This is a genomic window from Bacillus piscicola (genome assembly GCF_022458745.1).
GTDB lineage: Bacteria > Bacillota > Bacilli > Bacillales > Marinococcaceae > Alteribacillus_A > Alteribacillus_A piscicola.
The window spans coordinates 1-20,239 of the sequence record NZ_JAJJJF010000011.1 but is presented as its reverse complement, the minus strand read 5'-3'; the positions used below and the strand labels follow the sequence as shown (position 1 = coordinate 20,239).

Here is a 20,239-nt window from a genome sequence, read left to right as displayed (position 1 = left end):
CCCTCCTCCTTATCAGACTCTCAATCTCCCCCCCTGTTTAAGTAACATTCCAACGGGAATATATACACAGCTATTGCATCAAGCAATGTACCGATGAACTATATAGGTCCTGCCAAGTAAATTTTCTCGGGAGGGATAATTTTGAATGCACAAAAACGTCAGGAAATCGATCATATGTACAAGGCTTTGTCTAAAGTTAAGGACTTGACGGACAGACTGCTTAGTCACCGATATTTCCCGGAAGATCCGCTGGAAGAAAGAGTCCACTTGATTCTTCAGGAAAAACAGGAAAACCTGGACAAACTTCTGCCATATCTGGCCAAAGAAGATGTACCGCAGTATTCCGACTTGGTCGAATGGTTGGATATCATTTACCGGGATGATGAAACGGAAAAACTTATTTTCCAAGGCTGGAAGCGGATTTGCAGCCAGAATAAATTGCTGGAGGAACAGACACTGCAGGAGATGGAGCGGATGTTCAACGAGATGAAAGAGGAATTGGAAGAAGCACTGCCGGTCGAAGAAGATTTTATGAAGGACGCGCATATCCCGTATGTCGTTCCTACATTATACGCGGAAAATTAAAAGGAGGTTTTCATCATGGCTTGGGGAGAGCAAAAAACTGACCAAAACATCGATGGCAAAGATGGTATAGACAAATGGGTACACAGCACCTGTAACCTATGCTCGATCGGCTGTGGATGTGAGATTGCCGTCAAGGATGGAAAGATTGCCGGGGTCAGAGGAAATAAAGACCATTCCATCAATCTAGGAAGACTTGATCCCAAGGCAGAATACCAATGGCAGCCAAACAATAGTCCAGACCGTCTGCTCCAACCTTTAATACGGAATGACCAAGGGAAACTGGAGAAGGCGACATGGGAGGAAGCCATGGATCTTATGGTCCAAAAAGCGAAGGAAGTGATCCAAAAAAATGGCGGTGACGGAGTGGCTATCTATTCCACCGGTCAAGGTTTCCTCGAAGATTACTATACGATTGCTAAAATCGGCAGAGCCGGGATCGGCACTCACCTGCTTGATGCCAACACTCGCCTTTGTACGGCTACGACAGAATGGTGTCTGCTGGAGTCATTCGGTTCTGATGGTGTTCCAGCTTCCTTTGAAGACCTGGACATAGCGGACACTATCATGTTGTTCGGTCATAACCCAGCCGAAACCGGCAGTGTTTTTTTCGAACGGATCATGGAACGGAAAAGAACCACAGGAAAACCTTACCTGATTGTTGTGGATCCCAGGGAGACCCTCACAGCTAAAGAGGCCGATCTGCATTTGGCATTGAGGCCGGCCACCAATGTAGCTTTAATGAATGGTTTGATTAGGGAAGTCATCTTCCACGACTGGCTGGATAAAGAGTTTATTGGAGAACATACGGTTCAATTTGAAGAAATGAAAGCATCCGTCCAGGACTGGACACTAGAGAAAACAAGCAAAGAGACGGGCATAGAGGTTGGCATGCTCCGAAAAGCGGCAGAACAGCTCGGACGGACAGAGAGTCTGATTTCCACCACCCTCCAGGGTGCATTTCAAAGCAGTGATGCAACAGCAGCCTGTGTGGCTATCAACAACCTTCACTTAATGAGGGGGCTGATAGGCAAACCGGGCAGCGGTCCACTTCATATGGCAGGTCAGCCAAGTTCCTCGGGCAACCGTACAGTAGGCGGAGTGGGAACCTATCCGGGCAACCGCAATCCGGAGAACCCGGATCATCTTCGTGAGATTGCAGAACTGTGGAATGTTGAAGAGTCTTCCCTGGCTGTCGGCCCTGAAAAAGGAATTATCAAACAGATAGAATTAATGGAAAAAGGCCAGATCGGATTCTTCTGGAATATCCATACCAATCCGCTTGTATCCCTGCCAAACCTCCCAAGGGCAAGGGCTGCAATGGAGAAAGCCTTCGTTGTTGTTCAAGATCCGTTTTTGACTGAAACAACAGAAGTAGCGGACATTGTCCTCCCTCCTGCCATGTGGGGTGAAAAAGAAGGAACAATGGAAAACGCGGATCGGACCATCAATGTGTTACGTAAGGCCGTAGAGCCCCCGGAAGGTGTCAAAACCGACTTTGAGATCCTAGTAGAATTCAGCAGAAGGATGGAGCTGGAGGATAAGGATGGTAAACCATTGGTAGGATACTCCACACCGGAAGAAGCTTTTGAGGAATGGAAGCAAGTATCCAAAGGACGGCCAAGTGATATGTCGGGAATGACGTATGACCTTCTAGAAAAAGAGAATGGCATCCGCTGGCCGGCACCGGAAGATAACCCAACTGGTACTGTACGCTTGTATGAAGACGGGGAGTTTGCAACAACCCCAGAGTACTGTCAAAGTTATGGTAAAGACATCGTCACTGGCCGACCAAAGACCGAAAAAGAATTCAAAGATATACAGGCAAACGGACGGGCCATTTTCCACCCGACCTATCATTTGGGTTCACCGGAGAAACCAAGGGAAGATTATCCACTGTGGCTGAATACTGGGCGTCTCTTGTGGCACTGGCACACCCGGACCAAAACTGGCCGAGTGGCCGACCTGGAAGAAAAGGCACCTCAAGCTTTTGTGCAGCTTAACAAACAAGATGCAGATTCACTGAACGTGGAGGACGGGGAAAAAGTGCAAGTTCAGTCTCCTCGCGGTGCCATCAAAGTACCAGTAAAAATAAGCAAGGAAGTAAAACAAGGCGATGTCTTCATTCCTTTTCACTTTGGCGAATGGCAGAACGAACAACCAGCCAACGAGTTAACCGGGGATGTAATCGATCCGCTATCCCATCAACCCATCCTGAAACAATCCATCTGTCGCATTGAAAAATTGGAAGGTTAATAAAATGGGGCTGTATCAAAAGGTTATGAAGACATGACCTTTTAACAGCCCTTTTTCTATTGGACATACGAGGAGAAGGACGATCTGTACTGGTGTCAGATCCAGCGAAAAGTTACCTTCCGCCACTACCACCGCCATAGGCAACCGGAAGGTCTATTATAATCCGACTTACGAGGGAATAAAAGTTAAAAAAGCGATCTATTACTTTACGAGGTATCTAGTAATCGCTTGATATAGAGATGGGGAATTCGATCAAGTGGACTAAGGAGAAATAAAAAAACTTCTCAATAGTTTAGTGAACTATTGAGAAGCCTCTGTTAATATTCTCAATGTGAGCAAAATGTTAGCACTGGGTGATGCAGTTACCAAACCCTTGATGTATAGGGATTTCAAGCAATCACTACATCATGCCGCCCATTCCACCCATGCCGCCCATGCCGCCCATATCAGGCATTCCACCGCCGGCGCCTTCTTCTTCAGGCTCGTCAGCGATAACAGCTTCGGTTGTCAAGAACATGGCAGAAACGGAAGAGGCGTGCTGCAACGCAGAACGAGTTACTTTTGTAGGGTCCACGATACCAGCGTCGATCATGTTCACCCATTCGCCAGTAAGGGCGTTGAAGCCGATTCCTACTTCTTCGCTCTTCATGCGCTCTACGACGACAGAACCTTCCAGGCCAGCGTTTTGTGAGATCTGGCGGAGTGGTTCTTCGAGAGCACGGAGGACGATGCCGATACCAGTCGCTTCGTCACCCTCTGCGTCAAGCGCTTTAACTGCTTGATATACGTTCATCAAGGCAGTACCACCGCCGGATACGATACCTTCTTCAACTGCTGCGCGTGTAGAGTTCAGTGCGTCTTCAATGCGAAGCTTGCTTTCTTTCATTTCTGTTTCGGAAGCAGCTCCGACTTTCACCACTGCTACACCGCCCGCAAGCTTAGCAAGGCGCTCTTGCAGCTTTTCACGGTCAAAATCAGAAGTAGTTTCTTCGATTTGAGCGCGAATTTGGTTCACGCGGCCTGCGATGTCTTCAGGGTTTCCTGCGCCTTCTACAATGGTAGTGTCGTCTTTATTCACAACAACTTTGCTTGCGCGTCCAAGCTGTTCAATCGTAGCGGATTTCAAATCAAGACCGATGTCTTCCGTGATAACTTGGCCGCCAGTAAGAAGGGCAATGTCTTCAAGCATTGCTTTACGACGGTCACCAAAGCCTGGTGCCTTCACCGCAACTGCGTTAAAGGTTCCGCGCAGCTTGTTCACCACGAGTGTTGCAAGTGCTTCGCCTTCTACGTCTTCTGCGATGATCAGAATTGGCTTGCTTTGCTGGACAACTTGCTCAAGCACTGGCAATACTTCTTGGATGTTGGAGATCTTCTTATCTGTAATCAAGATATACGGATCGTCCAATTCAGCAACCATTTTTTCAGTATCAGTTGCCATATACGGAGAAGCATAGCCGCGGTCGAACTGCATACCCTCTACTACTTCGAGCTCTGTTTCCAGCCCGCGGGATTCTTCTACAGTAATGACACCGTCATTTCCGACGCGATCCATTGCCTGGGAAATAATTTGTCCAATTTCGTCGCTTCCAGAAGAAACAGCTGCAACTTGAGCAATTGATTCACTGCTTTCAATTGGCTTCGAAATCTTTTGCAGTTCGCTGACTGCTGTCTGGGTTGCTTTTTCAATTCCTTTTTTCAGTCCCATTGGATTAGCGCCGGATGTTACGTTCTTCAGTCCTTCTTGGATCATAGCCTGCGCCAAAACAGTTGCCGTAGTCGTACCGTCACCGGCAATGTCATTCGTCTTGCTGGCGACTTCGGATACGAGCTGTGCTCCCATGTTCTCGAAGTGATCTTTAAGCTCAATTTCTTTTGCGATCGTAACACCATCGTTTGTGATCAATGGAGATCCGAATTTCTTCTCAAGTACAACGTTGCGGCCTTTTGGCCCAAGTGTTACTTTGACAGCATTAGCGAGCTCGTCTACCCCGCGTTTCATCGCACGGCGGGCATCTTCACGAAATTGAATTTCTTTAGCCATTTTCTCAACCTCCAATTATTTAAATACATGTATGTAGGGTTCGCACCCTGTCATTATCCGATTACTGCAAGAACGTCGCTTTCACGAAGAATTAGATATTCTGTTCCTTCATACTTCACTTCTGTACCTGCATATTTAGAGAAAATAACAGAGTCTCCTTCTTTCACTTCCAGCGCAATACGCTCTCCGTTATCTGTGACGCGACCATTCCCAACAGCCACCACTTTTCCTTCTTGCGGTTTTTCCTGGGCAGAGTCTGGAAGCACAATCCCGCTCTGTGTTTTTTCTTCCGTTTGGATTTGTTCAATAATAATGCGATCACCAAGAGGCTTTAACATGGTAAACACCCTCCTTTAGTATTTGCGCGGTATTGGTTACCGACAATTTTGTGTTTGTTAGCACTCACTCACGACGAGTGCTAACACCAATTATTATGATAGCCATTCTTTTTTAGTTTTGCAAGGGGGAAGCATAAAAAATTTCCAAATTTACTGTTTTACCTTTTATCGTACGGGATAGCCTTCGCAAGTTCAATGCTCCCGTCCTTAAACGCATCTATGATACAATACGAACATATGATAGAAAAGCGTAAGTGGAACATGTTGAAAGCATCATGCGAATCAGAGGAGTTGAAACAGTGTGAACGGACGTTATTGGGCAATACTTATTCTTTACATTCTTATGCAGCTTTCAAGTCTTGTCGGGGTCCCCTTCCTGTACAGCCGCGGAATGGGGTTAATTGAGAGTTTTGCTGCCTGGAGCATGGGCAGTTTTGTCGTGACCCTTATTGTTATCGTCGCGCTGCTTCTACCAGAACGCCGTCTTGACAGACGCCCGTCATTGCCGCGGTCCTCGGCCGGCCATGCGGTAAAGTGGACGATACTCGGAATATTTCTGGCCTTTATTGCGCAATTTGCGGCAAGTGTTATTGAAAGTGAAATACTTGGCATTCCACCAGGATCAGAAAACACGAAAGAAATTCTTGATATGGTGAAAATGGTCCCTGTTTTTGCCGTGGTGGTCGCGATCATCGGTCCCATCCTTGAAGAGATCGTCTTCCGAAAAGTAATCTTTGGTGCGTTCTATAAACGCTTGAATTTCTTTCTGTCGGCACTTTTCAGTTCGATTATCTTTGCTGTCGTCCATTTTGACTTTACCCATCTATTAATTTATGCTGCTGTCGGCTTTACCTTCTCATTCTTGTATGTCAAAACGGGACGCATTATCGTACCGATCATCGCTCACGTATCAATGAATGGGTACGCGGTCCTTGTGCAAGTATTGCTCGGCGATTATATTCAAGAAATGCAAAAAGAACTGGAACAAATGCAGCTTATCTTAGGAGGACTGTTTGCATGAAAACGTCACAGCCTGTAATGGGCCTTATATACTTCGGACTGGCGGGACTGTTTATTTACTTAGCCGTCCAAAACGTCAATTCCTCATCGTGGGATGGGTGGGCTTTCTTTTTTGCAGCAGTTGCAGCAATTGACATTATGATCGGCATCCGCTTTTTCAGAATGAAACGCCAGGATAAATCATGACGTTACGGAAATGTTTTTCCTAAATAAAAAACTTGGCTGAAGAGCCAAGTTTTTTTGTATTTAATCCTTTTGTCTTTCGTTATCTTCTTTCGCCCATTGTGCCATTTTCTCCTGCTCTGCCTGCAAAACTTTTTTATATGAAAAACGAGAAATAAAAATACTCACTTCATATAAAAGCAAGAGCGGCACCGTCACCATTAAATGGGAGATAATTTCCGGCGGGGTAATGAAACCGGCGACCACGAGTAATACAAAGTAGGCAAACTTTCTCATCTTCCGCAACCATGCCGGCGTGACAAGACCGAGCCTCGTTAAAAACATCACGACTACTGGAAGCTGGAATAAAAATCCGAATGGAATCGTCAGCCGAAAGAGAAAGCCAAAATAATCATTGACGCCGTATTGTTCCGTCAAATTCAGCCTATCCGATAATTGGCTGAGAAAATGAATGACATTTGGAAACAGGATAAAGTACGCAAAAGCAAGCCCGCCGAAGAATAACACCGTCGCAATTGGAATATAAGACAGTGTCACTTTCCTCTCTTTTTCCAGAAGACCCGGCGCAATAAACGCCCAAAGCTGGTACAAAAGTATCGGCAAGATCAAAATTAAGCCGACAAAAAAGGAAAAATTCATATATAATTTCAGTGAATCCGTCAGCTGAAAAACGTTCATTGGAAAACTTTCAGCCTCTGGAATGTTTTGTAAATAAGTGATCAGTTTCGGAGAGAGGAAGAGCCCGACAATCATCGCTGCAAGAAAGAAACTTCCGGAGATTATCAGGCGTTTTCGCAACTCGCCAATATGATCATAAATGGACATATCCTTCTGAGCCATGACCGTCCCCGTCCTATTCATTACTTATCAGAAGAGTTGGAGTGCTGCTGAGACTTTGACTTCGAGTCGTCATCATCATCGGCGAGCCCTTTCGTTGCGTGCTTGAACTCTCTCAATGTGTTTCCGGCCGCGCGTCCGAGTTCCGGTAATTTTTTCGGACCGAAAATTAACAAAGCAACTAACACGATTAACACAATACTTCCTGGACCTATTGGCATACAGGTCACCTCCGTCTAAAATGATCCTCTACGTGTCCAGAGGATAGTGTTTCAAAAAATATACGAGTGTCTGCAGTTCCACAGAAAGATCGATATGATGTATGCGAATATGCTCGGGAATGGTGATGCGTGCTGGGGTGAAATTCAGAATACCTTTCACTCCTGCTTCCACAAGGCTTTCTGCGGTAAGCTGGGCAGCAGTTGATGGTACAGTCAGAATGGCAACAGTTGCATCCTTTTCTTCTTTCACCGCTTCGATATCACGAATGTGATACACCTCTACCCCGCCCACTTCTTTTCCGACAATCGCTTCATTCACGTCAAAAGCTGCTACAATCTGTGTATTGTCTCTTTTTGCAAAGTTGTATCGCAAAAGAGCCGTACCCAAATTGCCAACACCGACGAGAAAGACTTTGGTCACTTCTTCTTGATTTAACGTTTTCCGAAAAAAAGACAACAAGTATTGAACGTTGTATCCGTACCCTTTTTTTCCGAGTGCCCCAAAGTAGGAGAAGTCCCGTCGGATCGTTGCAGAATCCACCTTTACGGCATCACTCAGCTCCGTCGAAGAGACGCGCTGTTTCCCTGATGCATGCAAATGCTCCAAAAATCGATAGTAAAGCGGGAGCCTTTTTGCTGTAGCTTGTGGTATTTTCTGTTCGTCTATGTTCATAGCAGCCTCCAACCATGTCTTCTTGTTTCTGTTCAACAGTATAGCACCGTTTGACACGAAAAAGTAACTCACAGCGTCGGAACTGCCTGACTCTTTTATATTGTACACTATTCTAACCTTGTATGTAATAGGAAGATAACGAGTCATTCTACCTGTTCATAAAATTGCCATGAAATAAGCGATGTCCTGCCGCTTCGTCTTCCATCACCAACGATCGCATAACCTGAAAAAGTAAGTTACAATAAAGAAAAGTTTAAGGAATTTTTTCTTATAAAGGATGGATCCAATGATAGTGTTACAGTGCGTCGACATTATAAAATCTTACGGGGCAGAAACGATTCTTGACAAGATAAAGATAGAAGTAAAAGCGAACGAACGTATAGCGCTTGTCGGCCGCAATGGCGCAGGTAAATCAACGCTGCTCAAAATTATCGCAGGTGAGCTTCCTTATGATTCCGGCGACATTATCACCCCGAAAGGAATCGAGCTTGGCTACTTGGACCAGCATAGCGGTCTTCAGTCAGAGAGTTCCATATGGGACGAAATGTTAAGCGTCTTTGCAGAAATCCGGCGAATGGAGAAAGAGTTACGTTCGCTGGAACAAAAGATGGCAGACCCCGCCGTGCATGATGACCCATCGTCTTATGAGAAAGTATTGGCAGAATATGACCAGTTGCAGCACAGCTTTCGAGAAAAAGGCGGCTATCAATATGAAGCTGATATCCGCAGTGTGCTTTCCGGGCTGAAATTTGCCGATTTTGACTATAGCACCCCGATATCTACCTTAAGCGGCGGCCAAAAAACACGGCTGGCCCTTGGGAAGCTGCTGCTGTCCAAGCCGGAAGTCCTTATCCTCGACGAGCCGACGAACCATCTCGATATCGACACGCTCAGCTGGCTGGAAAGTTTTTTATCAAACTATAATGGTGCGGTGCTAATCGTTTCACACGATCGTTATTTCCTTGATAACATCGTGACAAAAGTATATGAGGTTGCCCGGACGAAAGCATTTCTCTACCACGGCAACTACAGTGATTATCTAGAAGAAAAAGCAAAACGTTACGAGCAGGAATTAAAAGTATTTGAAAAACAGCAAAAAGAGGTAGCAGAATTAGAAGATTTCGTGCAGCGCAACATTGTTCGTGCCTCTACGTCTAAACGTGCCCAAAGCCGCCGCAAAAAACTGGAGAAAATGCAGGTTATGGACAAGCCGCTCGGCAGTCAAAAATCCGCTAAGTTTTCTTTTGATGTAGAACGGCAAAGCGGAAATGATGTCTTAAGCGTTTCGGATGTAAGTGTTGCTTACGGAGATGCAGAACCGGTCATTCATAACATTAGTTTCCATGTGAAAAAACAAGAAAGCATTGCGCTCATCGGACCTAACGGAATCGGAAAATCAACTCTTCTCAAAACAATTGCCGGGAAGTTGCAACCGGTATCGGGTAACGTTGTGCTTGGCAGCAAAGTAACGATCGGCTACTATGATCAAGAACAAGCTGAACTTCATTCAAACAAAGATGTCCTTCATGAGCTTTGGGACGACTATCCACATTCGCTCGAAAAAGACATTCGTACCGTTCTTGGTAATTTCTTATTCAGCGGTGACGATGTGTTGAAGCAAATTCGTGACTTAAGCGGTGGAGAAAAGGCACGGCTTGCTCTTGCTAAGTTAATGATGCAAAAGGCCAACCTACTCATTTTTGACGAACCGACGAACCATCTTGATTTAGATAGCAAAGAAGTACTCGAAAATGCCCTGCTTGACTATCCCGGCACATTGATTTTCGTCTCCCATGACCGCTACTTCCTGAACCGGATGGCAACTAAAATTATCGAGCTTGATGAAAACGGTCTAACGGAATACCTCGGAGATTACGATTATTATTCTCGAAAAAAGGATGAGGAACGACAGCGGGAAGCAATCCGGATGAAAGAACAGGCTAACGAGCATGGCAAACAAGCAGCTCCCCGCCTTGTTGAAGAAAGTGACAAAAAGACATATCTTCAGGACAAGGAAGCGAAAAGGGAGTCACGCAAACGTCAGCGGGAAATTGAACTCATCGAGGAGGAGATCGAAGCCCTCGAATGTGAAATTGAAAAACTAGAAAAAGAAATGCTGAAACCGGAAATTTACGAGGATTTTGAAGCTGCCGGTACGTTGCAGGGACAACTAACAGACATCCGCCAGGAGCTTGACAATAAAATGGAACAATGGGAAGCACTGCAGCTTGAAGAAGTATAAGCTGCAGTGCTTTTTTTAGTTATGTCTTACATCCCCTTCTTCTTTGCCGTCTGAAACAGCCATAGCGAACGGGCACAAAGTAAATAAAACATCGAAGTCGACGCAGCAACCGCTCCTGAATCATTCAATATGAGTAGAAATATCGATCCGATCCCACCCGCGCGGAGAACGCTTTTTTGCGAGTTTGATAACGCAGGTGAGCGTTCTGTGATCATATAAATAACTGCCAGCAAGTAACTTGTCACGAGCAGCTTTGTCCAATTGGAGTGTATAATAATTTTTCTGTTCATCGCCAGTTTTCTTTCGATAAGTGTATAAAGCTCCTGCCATTCTCCAGACAGCGCCAGTTGAAACGCACTGCCAATGTGTGAAGCACCTCCTGCTTGCTGCAACAACCACAACATGCCTATTAATAGGAAAAAGACCACCACGATTAACACAAGACCGTATCGTTTTCCCCATCTTTTACATAAACCCGACTCCCGTAACAGTGCGGCGAACATGAACCCGGAAGCCAAGGTAACCCCGGCGTTTTGTCCTAAATAAGCGGATCCAAGAATGATAAGAAATACGACAGCCATTCCGGAGACAATCCACTGTTTATTTTTCCGTCCAGCCCATGGCTCTAAAAAAACAACAGCCGCCGCTGCATAGAAGCCTCCGAGTTCATTGCCGATACCGCCGTAACGAGCGCCTATCAACGGATCGTAGCCGAGGTAAGAGTGCTTCATCAGTGGGGCCCCAAGTAGTAAATCTCCTGTAAGGACAACAAGTGTCAGACAAGATGTAAGCCACACCAGACGGAATTTTCCAAAGTGGACGAGAAGAAGCGCAATTATTATCGAAAAGACAACGACTACCGAACTGTACAGGGCGACGCTTGTGATATTTCTACCGAAGACCGCCGCGGCTCCGATAAATGAGAGCGGAGAAACCATCCCTGCCGTTATTGCCGTCTGTACGACCCTCGGTTTCGCCCGTCCCAGTTTATTATTATATTTCCAATAAAGAAAAGTGACGATCAAAAGTAGAGCTAGCAGTAAAACATACGTGGAAAGAACAGGCCCGCGTGTCTGAAAAATATGAGCAGCTCCGTTCACAGCCGCCTGCATATTTCCAGCAGGGTCCCGGTAGCGCTTCCCTTCTTCTAAAGGGCGTCCATGCCAAGTATTCGGGACAGGTATCCTGTAATAATCTAAAAAAGTCGGCGCAGCATCCAGGCTGCTCCCCAAAAATGGCTGCCGTACTGTCGGGGAATACCAGGCTCCCTCTGTATCGTCATCCTCTTCCCATTTCACAAACGGAACCATTTTATCATTTCCGATCCCTTTAGAAACTCCAGGGTCCGTGCCGAGCAAAAATACCGTTGTTCCGGTTTGGCGAAGTTCGCTTAGAAACTGGGCTAAACGGGAAACGGTTTCTTCCGTCGCTGTCTGATCCCGGTATAAATCCCCCCACTCCACTACTGTCCATGTCAACGGATAGCGCGCTTCTACCTTCTCCACCCATTCCCTTGTATTCGTGCCGTCCATCCTGTACCCACCCGGCGAGCCGTCATCTTTCACAACGGAAATTTCCCGGTTTCCATTCGTCTTCCCCTCTTTGTCTACTGTAAAAAATGGAGCGGTCTGATGACGGCTTGTCGCGGTGTCACTATGTCCGGTAAAGCTGACGTGGACCCCTCTTGCCATTAAGAGTTCTGCCAATCGCTTCTCCTCATTCGTCCCTGTAATAGGGGTATTTTTTTTTAAGTAGGGCAAGGTGTAAACGTTCTCGTATTTATTTGACGTTTCCATGAACAAAAGCTCATCCGTTTGCACGAGATCCCTGCCTGTACTTCGTTTTCCTGAACTAAGTGTCAGCGTTTCATTCAAAGGTGTCTTCCCTCCGCCTGTGAGCCGATTAAGGGCGATCGCGGAAGCCCCTTTCCACAAACTGTCCACATTTGTCTCCATCACTCTAAAAAAATGATCAAGGGAGAGACCAGGAACGACAACCAACACCGCATGTTTTTCTTTTTGCGTCTCTTGAGCTTTACTCAGCCCTATGAATCCCACCATGCTGCCGACGAGAATGAAAAGAGACAGCATTACTTTTAAAACCTTCATACCGTTCCTATCCTTTCAGAAAAACACGACTATCCACATAATCCACAGAGTTATTAACACTAGTATGGCTGAAAAACTAGGAATTATATCCATTATTCACAGAATCGTTAAGTTATCCACAGATTTTTTGTTAACAACTCCACTTCCTGTGAATAAAAGCCTTTTCGAGCTTTTTCCACATTATCCACAGAAAAGTTATACACGCAAAAAAAGACTTGGCACTTACGTAAGTGCCAAGTCTGCTGTGCCGTTTAAATCCCAACCGGCCCTTTGATTCTGTTTCCACTGAATGTGCGCCGCAGCACCGATCATGGCAGCATTATCGGTACATAAGGAAAGTGGCGGGATCGTTAACTCCATATCTGTCCCTTGGAATGCTGCTTCCATCGCATTCCGCAGTCCTTGATTGGCAGCAACCCCTCCTGCAAGAACAACTTGCTTCACCTGGTAGGCCTCAGCTGCACGTTTCGTTTTGGTAGTAAGTACTTCGACAACGCTTTTTTGAAAGCTTGCAGCAACGTCTTCCGGAGCAAGCGACTCCCCACGCTGCCGGGTGTTATGGAGCGTGTTAATAACTGCTGATTTTAAACCGCTGAAGCTAAAATCATAAGAACCCGCTTCCAACCAGGCAATCGGGAACGCGATATTCGCAGTCCCTGTTTTGGCAAGTTGATCGATATGGGGACCTCCTGGATAAGGAAGCTGCAAGCTGCGGGCAACTTTATCATACGCCTCTCCAGCCGCGTCATCGCGTGTCTCCCCAATCACTTGATAACGGCCTTCTTCCTCCATAAGTACAAGCTCCGTGTGTCCTCCGGAGACGACGAGCGCAAGCGCTGGGTACTGCCATTCTCGTTCCAAGCGAGCGGCTTGAATGTGCCCGGAAATGTGGTGGACCGGCAGAAGAGGCAGTCCGTGCGCAAAAGCAATTGCTTTCGCCGCATTCACCCCGACTAAAAGGGCGCCGACAAGTCCCGGGCCATGTGTCACCGCTACCGCATCAATGTCCACAAGTGTTAATTCTGCCTCTTTCAGCGCTTCCTCCACAATCCACGTGATGCTTTCTGTGTGGTGGCGGGAGGCAAGCTCCGGAACGACACCGCCGAAACGTTTATGACTTTCGATTTGTGATGCGATCACATTCGACAGTATTTCCGTGCCTCCTCTAACGACAGCTGCTGCAGTCTCATCGCAGCTTGTCTCTATCGCTAAAATGAGCTCGTCATCTGTTTGTCTGTTTTTTATATTCATCGATATTCACCCACATTACTAATGCGTCTTCATTATTGTCTGTATAATAGCTTTTCCGAATGCCACCTTTTTGAAAACCGAGCTTCGTGTAAAGGGATTGGGCAGCGGTGTTACTTACTCTTACTTCCAGTGACATCCGTTTTACCCCATATACAGAGGCCAGGTCTATTGCATGGATAAGCAGCGTCTCACCAGCTTTTTTTCCACGGTGTCGAGAATGAACGGCGATATTCGTAATATTGGCCTCATCTAAAACAATCCATACCCCGCAGTAACCGATTATTTCCTCTTCCCACTCTGCTACCAAATAACGGGCAAACCGGTTGTGTCGTAATTCGTTCTCAAATGCATAGCGGGTCCAAGGCATCTGGAATGCATCGTGTTCCACCCGTAATACACCGTCAATATCAGTTTCTTCCATAAAACGGATAATTGGAAAATCAGGCATCTTTTTTACCTTCTTGTTCTGCCAGCCACTTTTTTTCAGCTTCCGTTGGCTGTGTATATTCCGGGACAAGCAGATGGGCGGGGATCGCCTCTCCTTGCTGGTAAGCGAGAAGAGCCAGCTCTTCCGGCCGTGGCAGCATATCCGCCTTCTCTCCCTGTACAGCCAAATCTGTAAGCGTTCGCCGGACCGTGTCTTCATGCGCTTCCCAATCTTGGCTCAAAAACAGGACTGGCTCTTGTTTTTCTTGTAGAAAAGCGAGCCACTCCTCCAGCAACATAATACGATCTTCGGCGACCGTTTCAACTGAATAATCTCTACCGATTTTATATAAGCCTGTGTAAACCTGTCCTCTTCTTGCATCAATAAATGGACAGATGAAACCGCCAAAGTGCTTGCCGTTCCTGGCGAGCACTTGCAGACTCGAGATGCCGTACACTGGAATGCCAAGTGCCCACGCAAGTGACTTGGCAGTAGTGACGCCGATTCGCACCCCTGTATAAGAACCTGGTCCCTTAGCTGCAGCAACAGCATCAAGTTCTTCTGGCTTCACGTTCAGCTCTTTCAAGAGATAATCAATGGCCGGCATCAGACGCAGTGAATGGTTCTTCTTAAAATTCGTGACGTATGTGCCTACTATTCGTTCTTCGTCAGCAAGCGCTATACCTAATACATGGGTTGACGTATCAATTGCTAATATTTTCATCCTTTACAGCTCCTTGCACACTTCCTCAAACCGCTTACCTGCTCCTTCGATGCGGATCATCCGGGCTGTTTCACTTTCCTTATCGATCGTAATGGCCAGCCGCTCCTCCGGAAGCAGTCTGCTGATTTTTTCAGCCCATTCTATGACACAGACGCCGTCCCCGTCTAAATATTCTTCGATCCCAAGTGCATCCGCCTCTTCTTCGTCAATCCGGTAAACATCCATGTGGTAGAGAGGAAGACGTCCCTCGTATTCTTTAATGATCGTGAAGGTTGGGCTGTTCACGATCTTACGTACACCAAGTGCATCCGCTATCCCTTTGGTGAAGTGAGTTTTTCCCGCACCAAGCCCGCCTGAGAGCGTTACAATGTCTCCTTTTTGTAAAAGAGCTCCAAGGCGCTTTGCGATTTCATGTGTTTCTTCCGGCGAACCGCTTTTCACTTCCGTACCCTCCATCTTCGCACCTAACTTTCTTATTAGCGGGCTACCGCTTCTTTTTGAAGTGATTGTACCCTTTTTTTTGCAAACTTTCTCGTCTCTCACCATTCACGATGAAAACAGCCGGAGAGCCTGCCTGAACACGCCCAATCGGGTAGAGGTCCAGCTCTTTTTTATCCATTTCTCTTTGAAGCCGCGGCCAGGCCTTTTCTCGAACGGTACCAGTGAGACCAAAATCTTCTCCGCCAAAAAAAATCCACTTCCAGTACTGCTCCTCTGAAAAAACCTGCAATTCCGGAGCCACCGGGATTTTGTTTTTGTCCAGTTCAATAGTACAATGACTGGCTTCCGCGATTTCATGCAGTTCGCTGGCAAGGCCGTCACTTATATCATTCAACGATGCCTCCGCATCAACGGAAGCAATCACTCGACCTGCTTCCACACACGGTTCCGGGCGTTGATGGGCGGAGACTAACCGCTTTTCTTCTATTTGAAAAGGGAAACGTCGCCCTTTTTGCAGTAATATTTCCAGCCCTGCAGCAGAACAGCCAGCAGGGCGCGTGAGGAACACAATATCTCCAGGCCGGGCATTTCTTCTTAACAGGGCATGCCCTTTTTCAATGCGCCCATACACAGTTACGGATATCATGAAATCGCTGGGAGCAGACACGGTGTCGCCACCAATTAAATCCATGTTATACCGGCTGCCGAGCATTGTCATGCCTTTGTATACGCCTGCTAACTCTTCTTCTGACCACGCTTCCGGCACCGCGAGTGCAGCCATATAAAAAAGCGGCTCCCCTCCCATCGCCGCGATATCACTGATGTTAACCGCTAATGCTTTGTGACCGACATCTTCCGGGCTGAGCGTATTCTTTCTAAAATGAATCCCTTCCACTAACGTGTCAACACATAGCAGCTGTTCGTACTTCTGGCTGCTTGCAAAAACAGCGGCATCATCGCCAATCCCCTGGATGAGACTATGGTGGAAGTGGGAGGTGGGCCGCTGTTGATTAATCCATTCGAATTCATCCTTCAGCATACTAACTCATCCTTCGTTTTTCCGTTTCCTTTCTAGTTTAACGTATTTGCAAAAATTAATCATTGAAAAAATGCAGTCCAATCCGTAAAGCAAAAAAAATAAAGCCTTCGCAAAGTAGGCTTTATGGTTCAATCATTATTTAAATTGGTTGCGGGGGAAGGATTTGAACCTTCGACCTCCGGGTTATGAGCCCGACGAGCTGCCAGACTGCTCCACCCCGCGATGTGAAATAGTATCTTATGTGATAGATATAAATATACCATGTATCTTTTTACAATGCAAGAGTATGTTCATTTTTAAAATTTTTTCTTGTTTATTTGTGACAAATTTGTTACAATCGAACAAAGGAAAAGTCATTTTCCGATCGTGAAGGAGTGGTTTACAATGAAAGTCTGGGCTTATACTCGTTCCTTTTTACTCGCAAATGTAGCATTGATTGCAACATTTGTTTTTTTACCTATTTTTCTCTTCACGGATAATATTAGTTTCTATCAAGACTTGCTAAACTACTTAAATAACAAATAATGAAAAAGAGGAAGAGGCTGTCTCTTTTAATAGATTCCCCCCCTACAGCGAGGAAATCTTTGAGACAGCCTCTTTTATGTTTGTTGGTCCGCCAAGCGCGTTGCCAAGCTTCGCATGAGTTTTCTTTCTTTTCGCATCAGCTCATGGGCGTCTCTCAACGTTACTTTTCGGAAAGAGACTTGCTGACCGGGACGTACTTGGGCTGCTTTTGAGAGATCGACACTGATTACATTTGCAATTCTCGTGTAGCCGCCTGTCGTCTGCCGGTCCGCCATCAGGATAATAGGTTGACCTTCCGCGGCGACTTGTACCGTACCGAAAGTGGCGGCGTCGGACAAAATGTCGGCTGGACGAGCATGGGCTAGCCTCGCTCCCTTTAACCTGAGTCCCATTCGATCTGCTTCATTCGTAACTGTGAATAACGATTGATAAAAGGTCGTCAGCGCCTCTTCTGTAAAAGCATCTTCTTCCGGTCCGGCAAGAACACGCAGCACTTGCTTATTCGGATAGCCTGGTATGAGATCCTCGTGAAGGGCGGTTCCTGGTGGTACGGCTGCTTGCTTACCCCCATAACAAAAGATCGTATCCCCTCGCTGGAGTTCTCTTCCGTTGACGCCCCCTATGTTTGCACGCACGTATGTTTCGTGGCTGCTCATCCTTCCTTCCCCAGCAAAGCCGCCCTGTACTCCTAAGTAAGCACGCATCCCAGAACGGGCTCCTTTAAAGCGCAGTTCATCTCCTTTTTCAATGGCGAAGCTCTTCCACATAGCAATGCGATTTCCATTCAAAATCGGTTCCACATCTGCACCGGTTACCGCGGCTACCGTGTCCTGTTTAAATAGTAAAGTGGGTCCCGTAATCGTTATCTCAAGCACCGCGCTAGACGCCTCGTTTCCCACCAGCATATTTGCAAGCGCTAAAGCGTAAGGATCCATCGCACCTGCTGGAGAAATGCCTTGTCTCTGGAATCCATAGCGCCCGCTATCTTGAATCGTTGTAAACAAGCCTGGCTTTCTTACGTAACAGAGTTCCTGTTGTTTCATTTTTTATCACCCACAGCCGCAATCGTAATCTGTTTAGCTGTCATCATTTTGCGCAATTCTTTGACAAAAGCCAATGCTTCCGGATTATCCCCATGAACACAGATGGTGTCTGCCCTCATGCTTAAGAAAGTACCATCGACAGCTGTTGTTTGCTGCTGTTCGATCATTTCCATGATTCGTTCTGCGGCTTTCGCAGGTGTTCGGATAAAGGCATCCGGGTCATGACGTGGCGTTAGCGTGCCGTCTGGCTGATATGTACGATCCGCAAACACTTCACTTGCCGTCCGCAATCCGCGCTTCTGACCAGCTGCTATCAGCTCGCTACCTGACAACCCAAATAAAACAAGCGATGAGTCAATCGCATAAACTGCCTCTGCTATTGCTTCTGCAACGGAGCGATCATGTAAGGCAGTTTGATAAAGGGCACCATGAGGCTTCACGTGCTGCACACGGACACCCTCCACTCGGCAAAACGCTTGCAAGGCACCGATCTGGTATATAATAAGTCGGTATATTTCGTCCGCACTGATCTCCATTTTTCTTCGTCCAAATCCGCCTAGATCCGGAAAACCAGGGTGAGCTCCGACCGCTGTTCCAGCTTTTTTCGCAAGTCTTACCGTCTTTGCCATTACATTGTGATCCCCCGCATGATACCCGCAGGCAACGTTCGCCGACGTCACATAGTCCAACACTTTATGATCCTGTCCGATAACATAGTCCCCATAGCTTTCGCCTAAATCACAGTTAAGGTCTACTTGAAGCCCCATCACTGGTCCCCTCCTCATAAGACACTTCATACGTCCCTTCTTCCAACTGCTCCGTAATTTCTTTATACTGTTCTAGCGTAACCGGTGTAAACCGAATATAGTTTCCGGCTTCCAGTAACACCGGAACTGACTGACCAGGGTCGAACAGTTTAACAGGTGTTCTTCCAATAATATTCCATCCACCTGGACTGTTTATCGAATAAACACCTGTTTGCGCTCCGGCAATCCCGACGGATCCGGCTGCTACTTGTCTACGCGGAACCGCTAGACGGGGTGTGGCCAGGCGCTCGTCCATACCTCCTAAGTAAGGAAATCCCGGCGTAAACCCAAGCATATAAATGAGATAGGATTTCGCTGAGTGAATCTGAATCACTTTCTCCCACTCGAGGCCATTTTGCTCGGAGACTTTCTGTAAGTCCGGCCCCATATCGCCTCCGTAATAGACAGGAAGTCGGTAAATTTTCGCGGGCGGCACGTCCCCGGTACCAACAGCCAAGTATTGCATCTTTTCCTCCAAACTCGAGAACGAGATTATTAATGGATCATAATAAACCGTCAAGGTCGTATACGTCGGCACCCATTCTAGTACGCCTTCTATCTTTTGTTCTTTAAGCATCCACGACAGGCTTCTAATATGTTGATTGGTTTCCACAGAAATGCTAGTACCAAATACAACACGCAGCGCCTGATCTCCCAGCGGTTCAATCCGTAAAGGATGCATCCTTTTCTCCTCCCCTTGTCTTTGTCGCCAGTTGGCATTTTACCTATCCGCTAGCTTGATTCACCACAACACTGATCATAATTTTAATCCCTTATCATTGTTCTCCATCAAGGTTACCACAGTCACACAAATTGTGGGATAACCTCTTTTAATAAAACGTCTGCCTGAAAAGTTCCCAACACAGAAAATGCCGGAACACTTACTGTTGAAGTGTACTCACTCTCAATTACTATCTGGGTTCACTTTCCTCAAGGGCGAAAAACGTTTTTTATTTCCAAGCCAGATAAAAGGAAAAAAGCAACTCTTTCAAAACGAGAGGCTGTTTTTTAATGGAAGAAGAGCTGAATGGTGTTGTAAAATTTGTTGTTGGAGAAAATAGCGACGGCATAGAGGCACAATAACGTCGTGAAATTAGCAGATGGTTGATACAGCGACGCCATAGGCGAGGGATGAAGTTGCTAAAACTGGGGTTGGTAGAAATAGCGACATCCTATAAGGGCAATGGCGTCGTGAAAAACGTGGCTGGTAATAAAGGAGTCAAGCGGTAAAATCTCGATCACTATTGCGAAAAAGGGCCAGTAGGAGATCTTTTCTGTTAGCCGTGACAGACGGTACTTTTTTCATTTATCTAGTAAATAACAAAGAGCAGAAGTTTCTATAAATAGTACAAGCTTAGCATTAAAAAAACAGCGTAGATTTAACGGTTTCCTAAGGCTCGTTCGGTACGAATCACACCATTAAAATTGTAGTTTTTTAGAGACATAATATTTTGATACAAAAAAAGCCGCCAGCGTATT

The 20,239-nt window shown here is 46.3% G+C and carries 20 protein-coding genes and 1 tRNA gene; 6 read left to right on the top strand and 15 right to left on the bottom strand.

Annotated features, from left to right (window positions below):
* The first annotated feature begins 141 nt into the window (after positions 1-141).
* Together LOR49_RS14365 and LOR49_RS14360 are read left to right on the top strand one after the other, a co-directional pair.
* Positions 142-585 (top strand): hypothetical protein, encoded by a 444-nt coding sequence (locus LOR49_RS14365; RefSeq protein WP_240377490.1) that lies wholly within the window; start codon positions 142-144, stop codon positions 583-585.
* A gap of 15 nt (positions 586-600) precedes the next feature.
* On the top strand, positions 601-2,838 hold the full coding sequence (locus LOR49_RS14360) for a molybdopterin oxidoreductase family protein (RefSeq protein ID WP_240377489.1): 2,238 nt from the start codon (positions 601-603) through the stop codon (positions 2,836-2,838).
* Positions 2,839-3,238: 400 nt separating this feature from the next.
* Here the strand turns inward: LOR49_RS14360 and groL are convergent, their stop codons facing one another.
* Positions 3,239-4,882, bottom strand: a complete 1,644-nt coding sequence (groL, locus tag LOR49_RS14355) for a chaperonin GroEL (protein WP_240377488.1) — start codon at positions 4,880-4,882, stop codon at positions 3,239-3,241.
* A gap of 53 nt (positions 4,883-4,935) precedes the next feature.
* A complete protein-coding gene (gene groES / locus LOR49_RS14350) occupies positions 4,936-5,220 on the bottom strand; it encodes a co-chaperone GroES (protein ID WP_240377487.1) in 285 nt (94 codons plus the stop codon).
* Positions 5,221-5,563: 343 nt separating this feature from the next.
* Between groES and LOR49_RS14345 the strand changes: the two genes are divergently transcribed.
* Together LOR49_RS14345 and LOR49_RS14340 are read left to right on the top strand one after the other, a co-directional pair.
* Positions 5,564-6,241, top strand: a complete 678-nt coding sequence (locus tag LOR49_RS14345; RefSeq protein ID WP_275899687.1) for a CPBP family intramembrane glutamic endopeptidase — start codon at positions 5,564-5,566, stop codon at positions 6,239-6,241.
* The gene (locus LOR49_RS14340) at positions 6,238-6,426 is read left to right on the top strand and encodes a YdiK family protein (protein ID WP_240377484.1); all 189 of its coding nucleotides are present in this window, start codon (positions 6,238-6,240) and stop codon (positions 6,424-6,426) included. The genes LOR49_RS14345 and LOR49_RS14340 overlap by 4 nt, the downstream gene beginning before the upstream one ends.
* Before the next feature lie 60 nt (positions 6,427-6,486).
* Here LOR49_RS14340 and tatC read toward each other — a convergent pair whose 3' ends face one another.
* The 3 genes from tatC to LOR49_RS14325 are packed head-to-tail and all read right to left on the bottom strand — an operon-like array spanning position 6,487 to position 8,154.
* Positions 6,487-7,263, bottom strand: a complete 777-nt coding sequence (tatC, locus tag LOR49_RS14335) for a twin-arginine translocase subunit TatC (protein WP_240377482.1) — start codon at positions 7,261-7,263, stop codon at positions 6,487-6,489.
* 20 nt (positions 7,264-7,283) lie between these two features.
* Positions 7,284-7,481: a twin-arginine translocase TatA/TatE family subunit gene (locus LOR49_RS14330; protein ID WP_240377480.1), complete on the bottom strand. Its 198-nt coding sequence runs from the start codon at positions 7,479-7,481 to the stop codon at positions 7,284-7,286.
* A 28-nt stretch (positions 7,482-7,509) separates the two neighbouring features.
* Entirely contained in the window at positions 7,510-8,154 is a 645-nt protein-coding gene (locus LOR49_RS14325) for a redox-sensing transcriptional repressor Rex (RefSeq protein WP_240377479.1), read from the bottom strand.
* A gap of 286 nt (positions 8,155-8,440) precedes the next feature.
* Here LOR49_RS14325 and LOR49_RS14320 point away from each other — a divergent pair, with 286 nt between their 5' ends.
* Entirely contained in the window at positions 8,441-10,396 is a 1,956-nt protein-coding gene (locus LOR49_RS14320; protein ID WP_240377477.1) for an ABC-F family ATP-binding cassette domain-containing protein, read from the top strand.
* A 26-nt stretch (positions 10,397-10,422) separates the two neighbouring features.
* Here LOR49_RS14320 and LOR49_RS14315 read toward each other — a convergent pair whose 3' ends face one another.
* The 7 genes from LOR49_RS14315 to LOR49_RS14285 all read right to left on the bottom strand — a co-directional run bounded on the left by LOR49_RS14315 (position 10,423) and on the right by LOR49_RS14285 (position 16,608).
* Positions 10,423-12,504, bottom strand: a complete 2,082-nt coding sequence (locus LOR49_RS14315) for an alkaline phosphatase family protein (RefSeq protein ID WP_240377476.1) — start codon at positions 12,502-12,504, stop codon at positions 10,423-10,425.
* A gap of 222 nt (positions 12,505-12,726) precedes the next feature.
* Positions 12,727-13,755, bottom strand: a complete 1,029-nt coding sequence (gene tsaD, locus LOR49_RS14310; protein WP_240377474.1) for a tRNA (adenosine(37)-N6)-threonylcarbamoyltransferase complex transferase subunit TsaD — start codon at positions 13,753-13,755, stop codon at positions 12,727-12,729.
* On the bottom strand, positions 13,727-14,203 hold the full coding sequence (gene rimI / locus LOR49_RS14305; protein ID WP_240377472.1) for a ribosomal protein S18-alanine N-acetyltransferase: 477 nt from the start codon (positions 14,201-14,203) through the stop codon (positions 13,727-13,729). The genes tsaD and rimI overlap by 29 nt, the downstream gene beginning before the upstream one ends.
* Complete coding sequence (gene tsaB / locus LOR49_RS14300; protein ID WP_240377470.1) at positions 14,196-14,906, bottom strand: tRNA (adenosine(37)-N6)-threonylcarbamoyltransferase complex dimerization subunit type 1 TsaB; 711 nt, start codon at positions 14,904-14,906, stop codon at positions 14,196-14,198. Before tsaB ends, rimI begins: the two co-directional genes overlap by 8 nt.
* 3 nt (positions 14,907-14,909) lie before the next feature.
* Positions 14,910-15,362 carry a tRNA (adenosine(37)-N6)-threonylcarbamoyltransferase complex ATPase subunit type 1 TsaE gene (tsaE, locus tag LOR49_RS14295; RefSeq protein ID WP_240377468.1) on the bottom strand — a complete coding sequence of 151 codons (453 nt, stop codon included), beginning with the start codon at positions 15,360-15,362 and terminating at the stop codon, positions 14,910-14,912.
* A gap of 28 nt (positions 15,363-15,390) precedes the next feature.
* Complete coding sequence (gene thiL, locus LOR49_RS14290; protein WP_240377466.1) at positions 15,391-16,386, bottom strand: thiamine-phosphate kinase; 996 nt, start codon at positions 16,384-16,386, stop codon at positions 15,391-15,393.
* Positions 16,387-16,531: 145 nt separating this feature from the next.
* Positions 16,532-16,608 (bottom strand) — tRNA-Met (locus LOR49_RS14285).
* A gap of 162 nt (positions 16,609-16,770) precedes the next feature.
* On the opposite strand from LOR49_RS14285, the gene LOR49_RS14280 reads away from it, so the two are divergent.
* Positions 16,771-16,911 (top strand): hypothetical protein, encoded by a 141-nt coding sequence (locus LOR49_RS14280; protein WP_240377464.1) that lies wholly within the window; start codon positions 16,771-16,773, stop codon positions 16,909-16,911.
* A 74-nt stretch (positions 16,912-16,985) separates the two neighbouring features.
* Here the strand turns inward: LOR49_RS14280 and LOR49_RS14275 are convergent, their stop codons facing one another.
* From LOR49_RS14275 to pxpB, 3 genes are read right to left on the bottom strand one after another with little or no spacing between them, the layout of a single operon-like run.
* Positions 16,986-17,954: a 5-oxoprolinase subunit C family protein gene (locus LOR49_RS14275; RefSeq protein ID WP_240377462.1), complete on the bottom strand. Its 969-nt coding sequence runs from the start codon at positions 17,952-17,954 to the stop codon at positions 16,986-16,988.
* Entirely contained in the window at positions 17,951-18,721 is a 771-nt protein-coding gene (locus LOR49_RS14270) for a LamB/YcsF family protein (protein ID WP_240377460.1), read from the bottom strand. The genes LOR49_RS14275 and LOR49_RS14270 overlap by 4 nt, the downstream gene beginning before the upstream one ends.
* A complete protein-coding gene (pxpB, locus tag LOR49_RS14265) occupies positions 18,699-19,442 on the bottom strand; it encodes a 5-oxoprolinase subunit PxpB (protein ID WP_240377458.1) in 744 nt (247 codons plus the stop codon). Before pxpB ends, LOR49_RS14270 begins: the two co-directional genes overlap by 23 nt.
* Between the last annotated feature and the right edge of the window lie 797 nt (positions 19,443-20,239).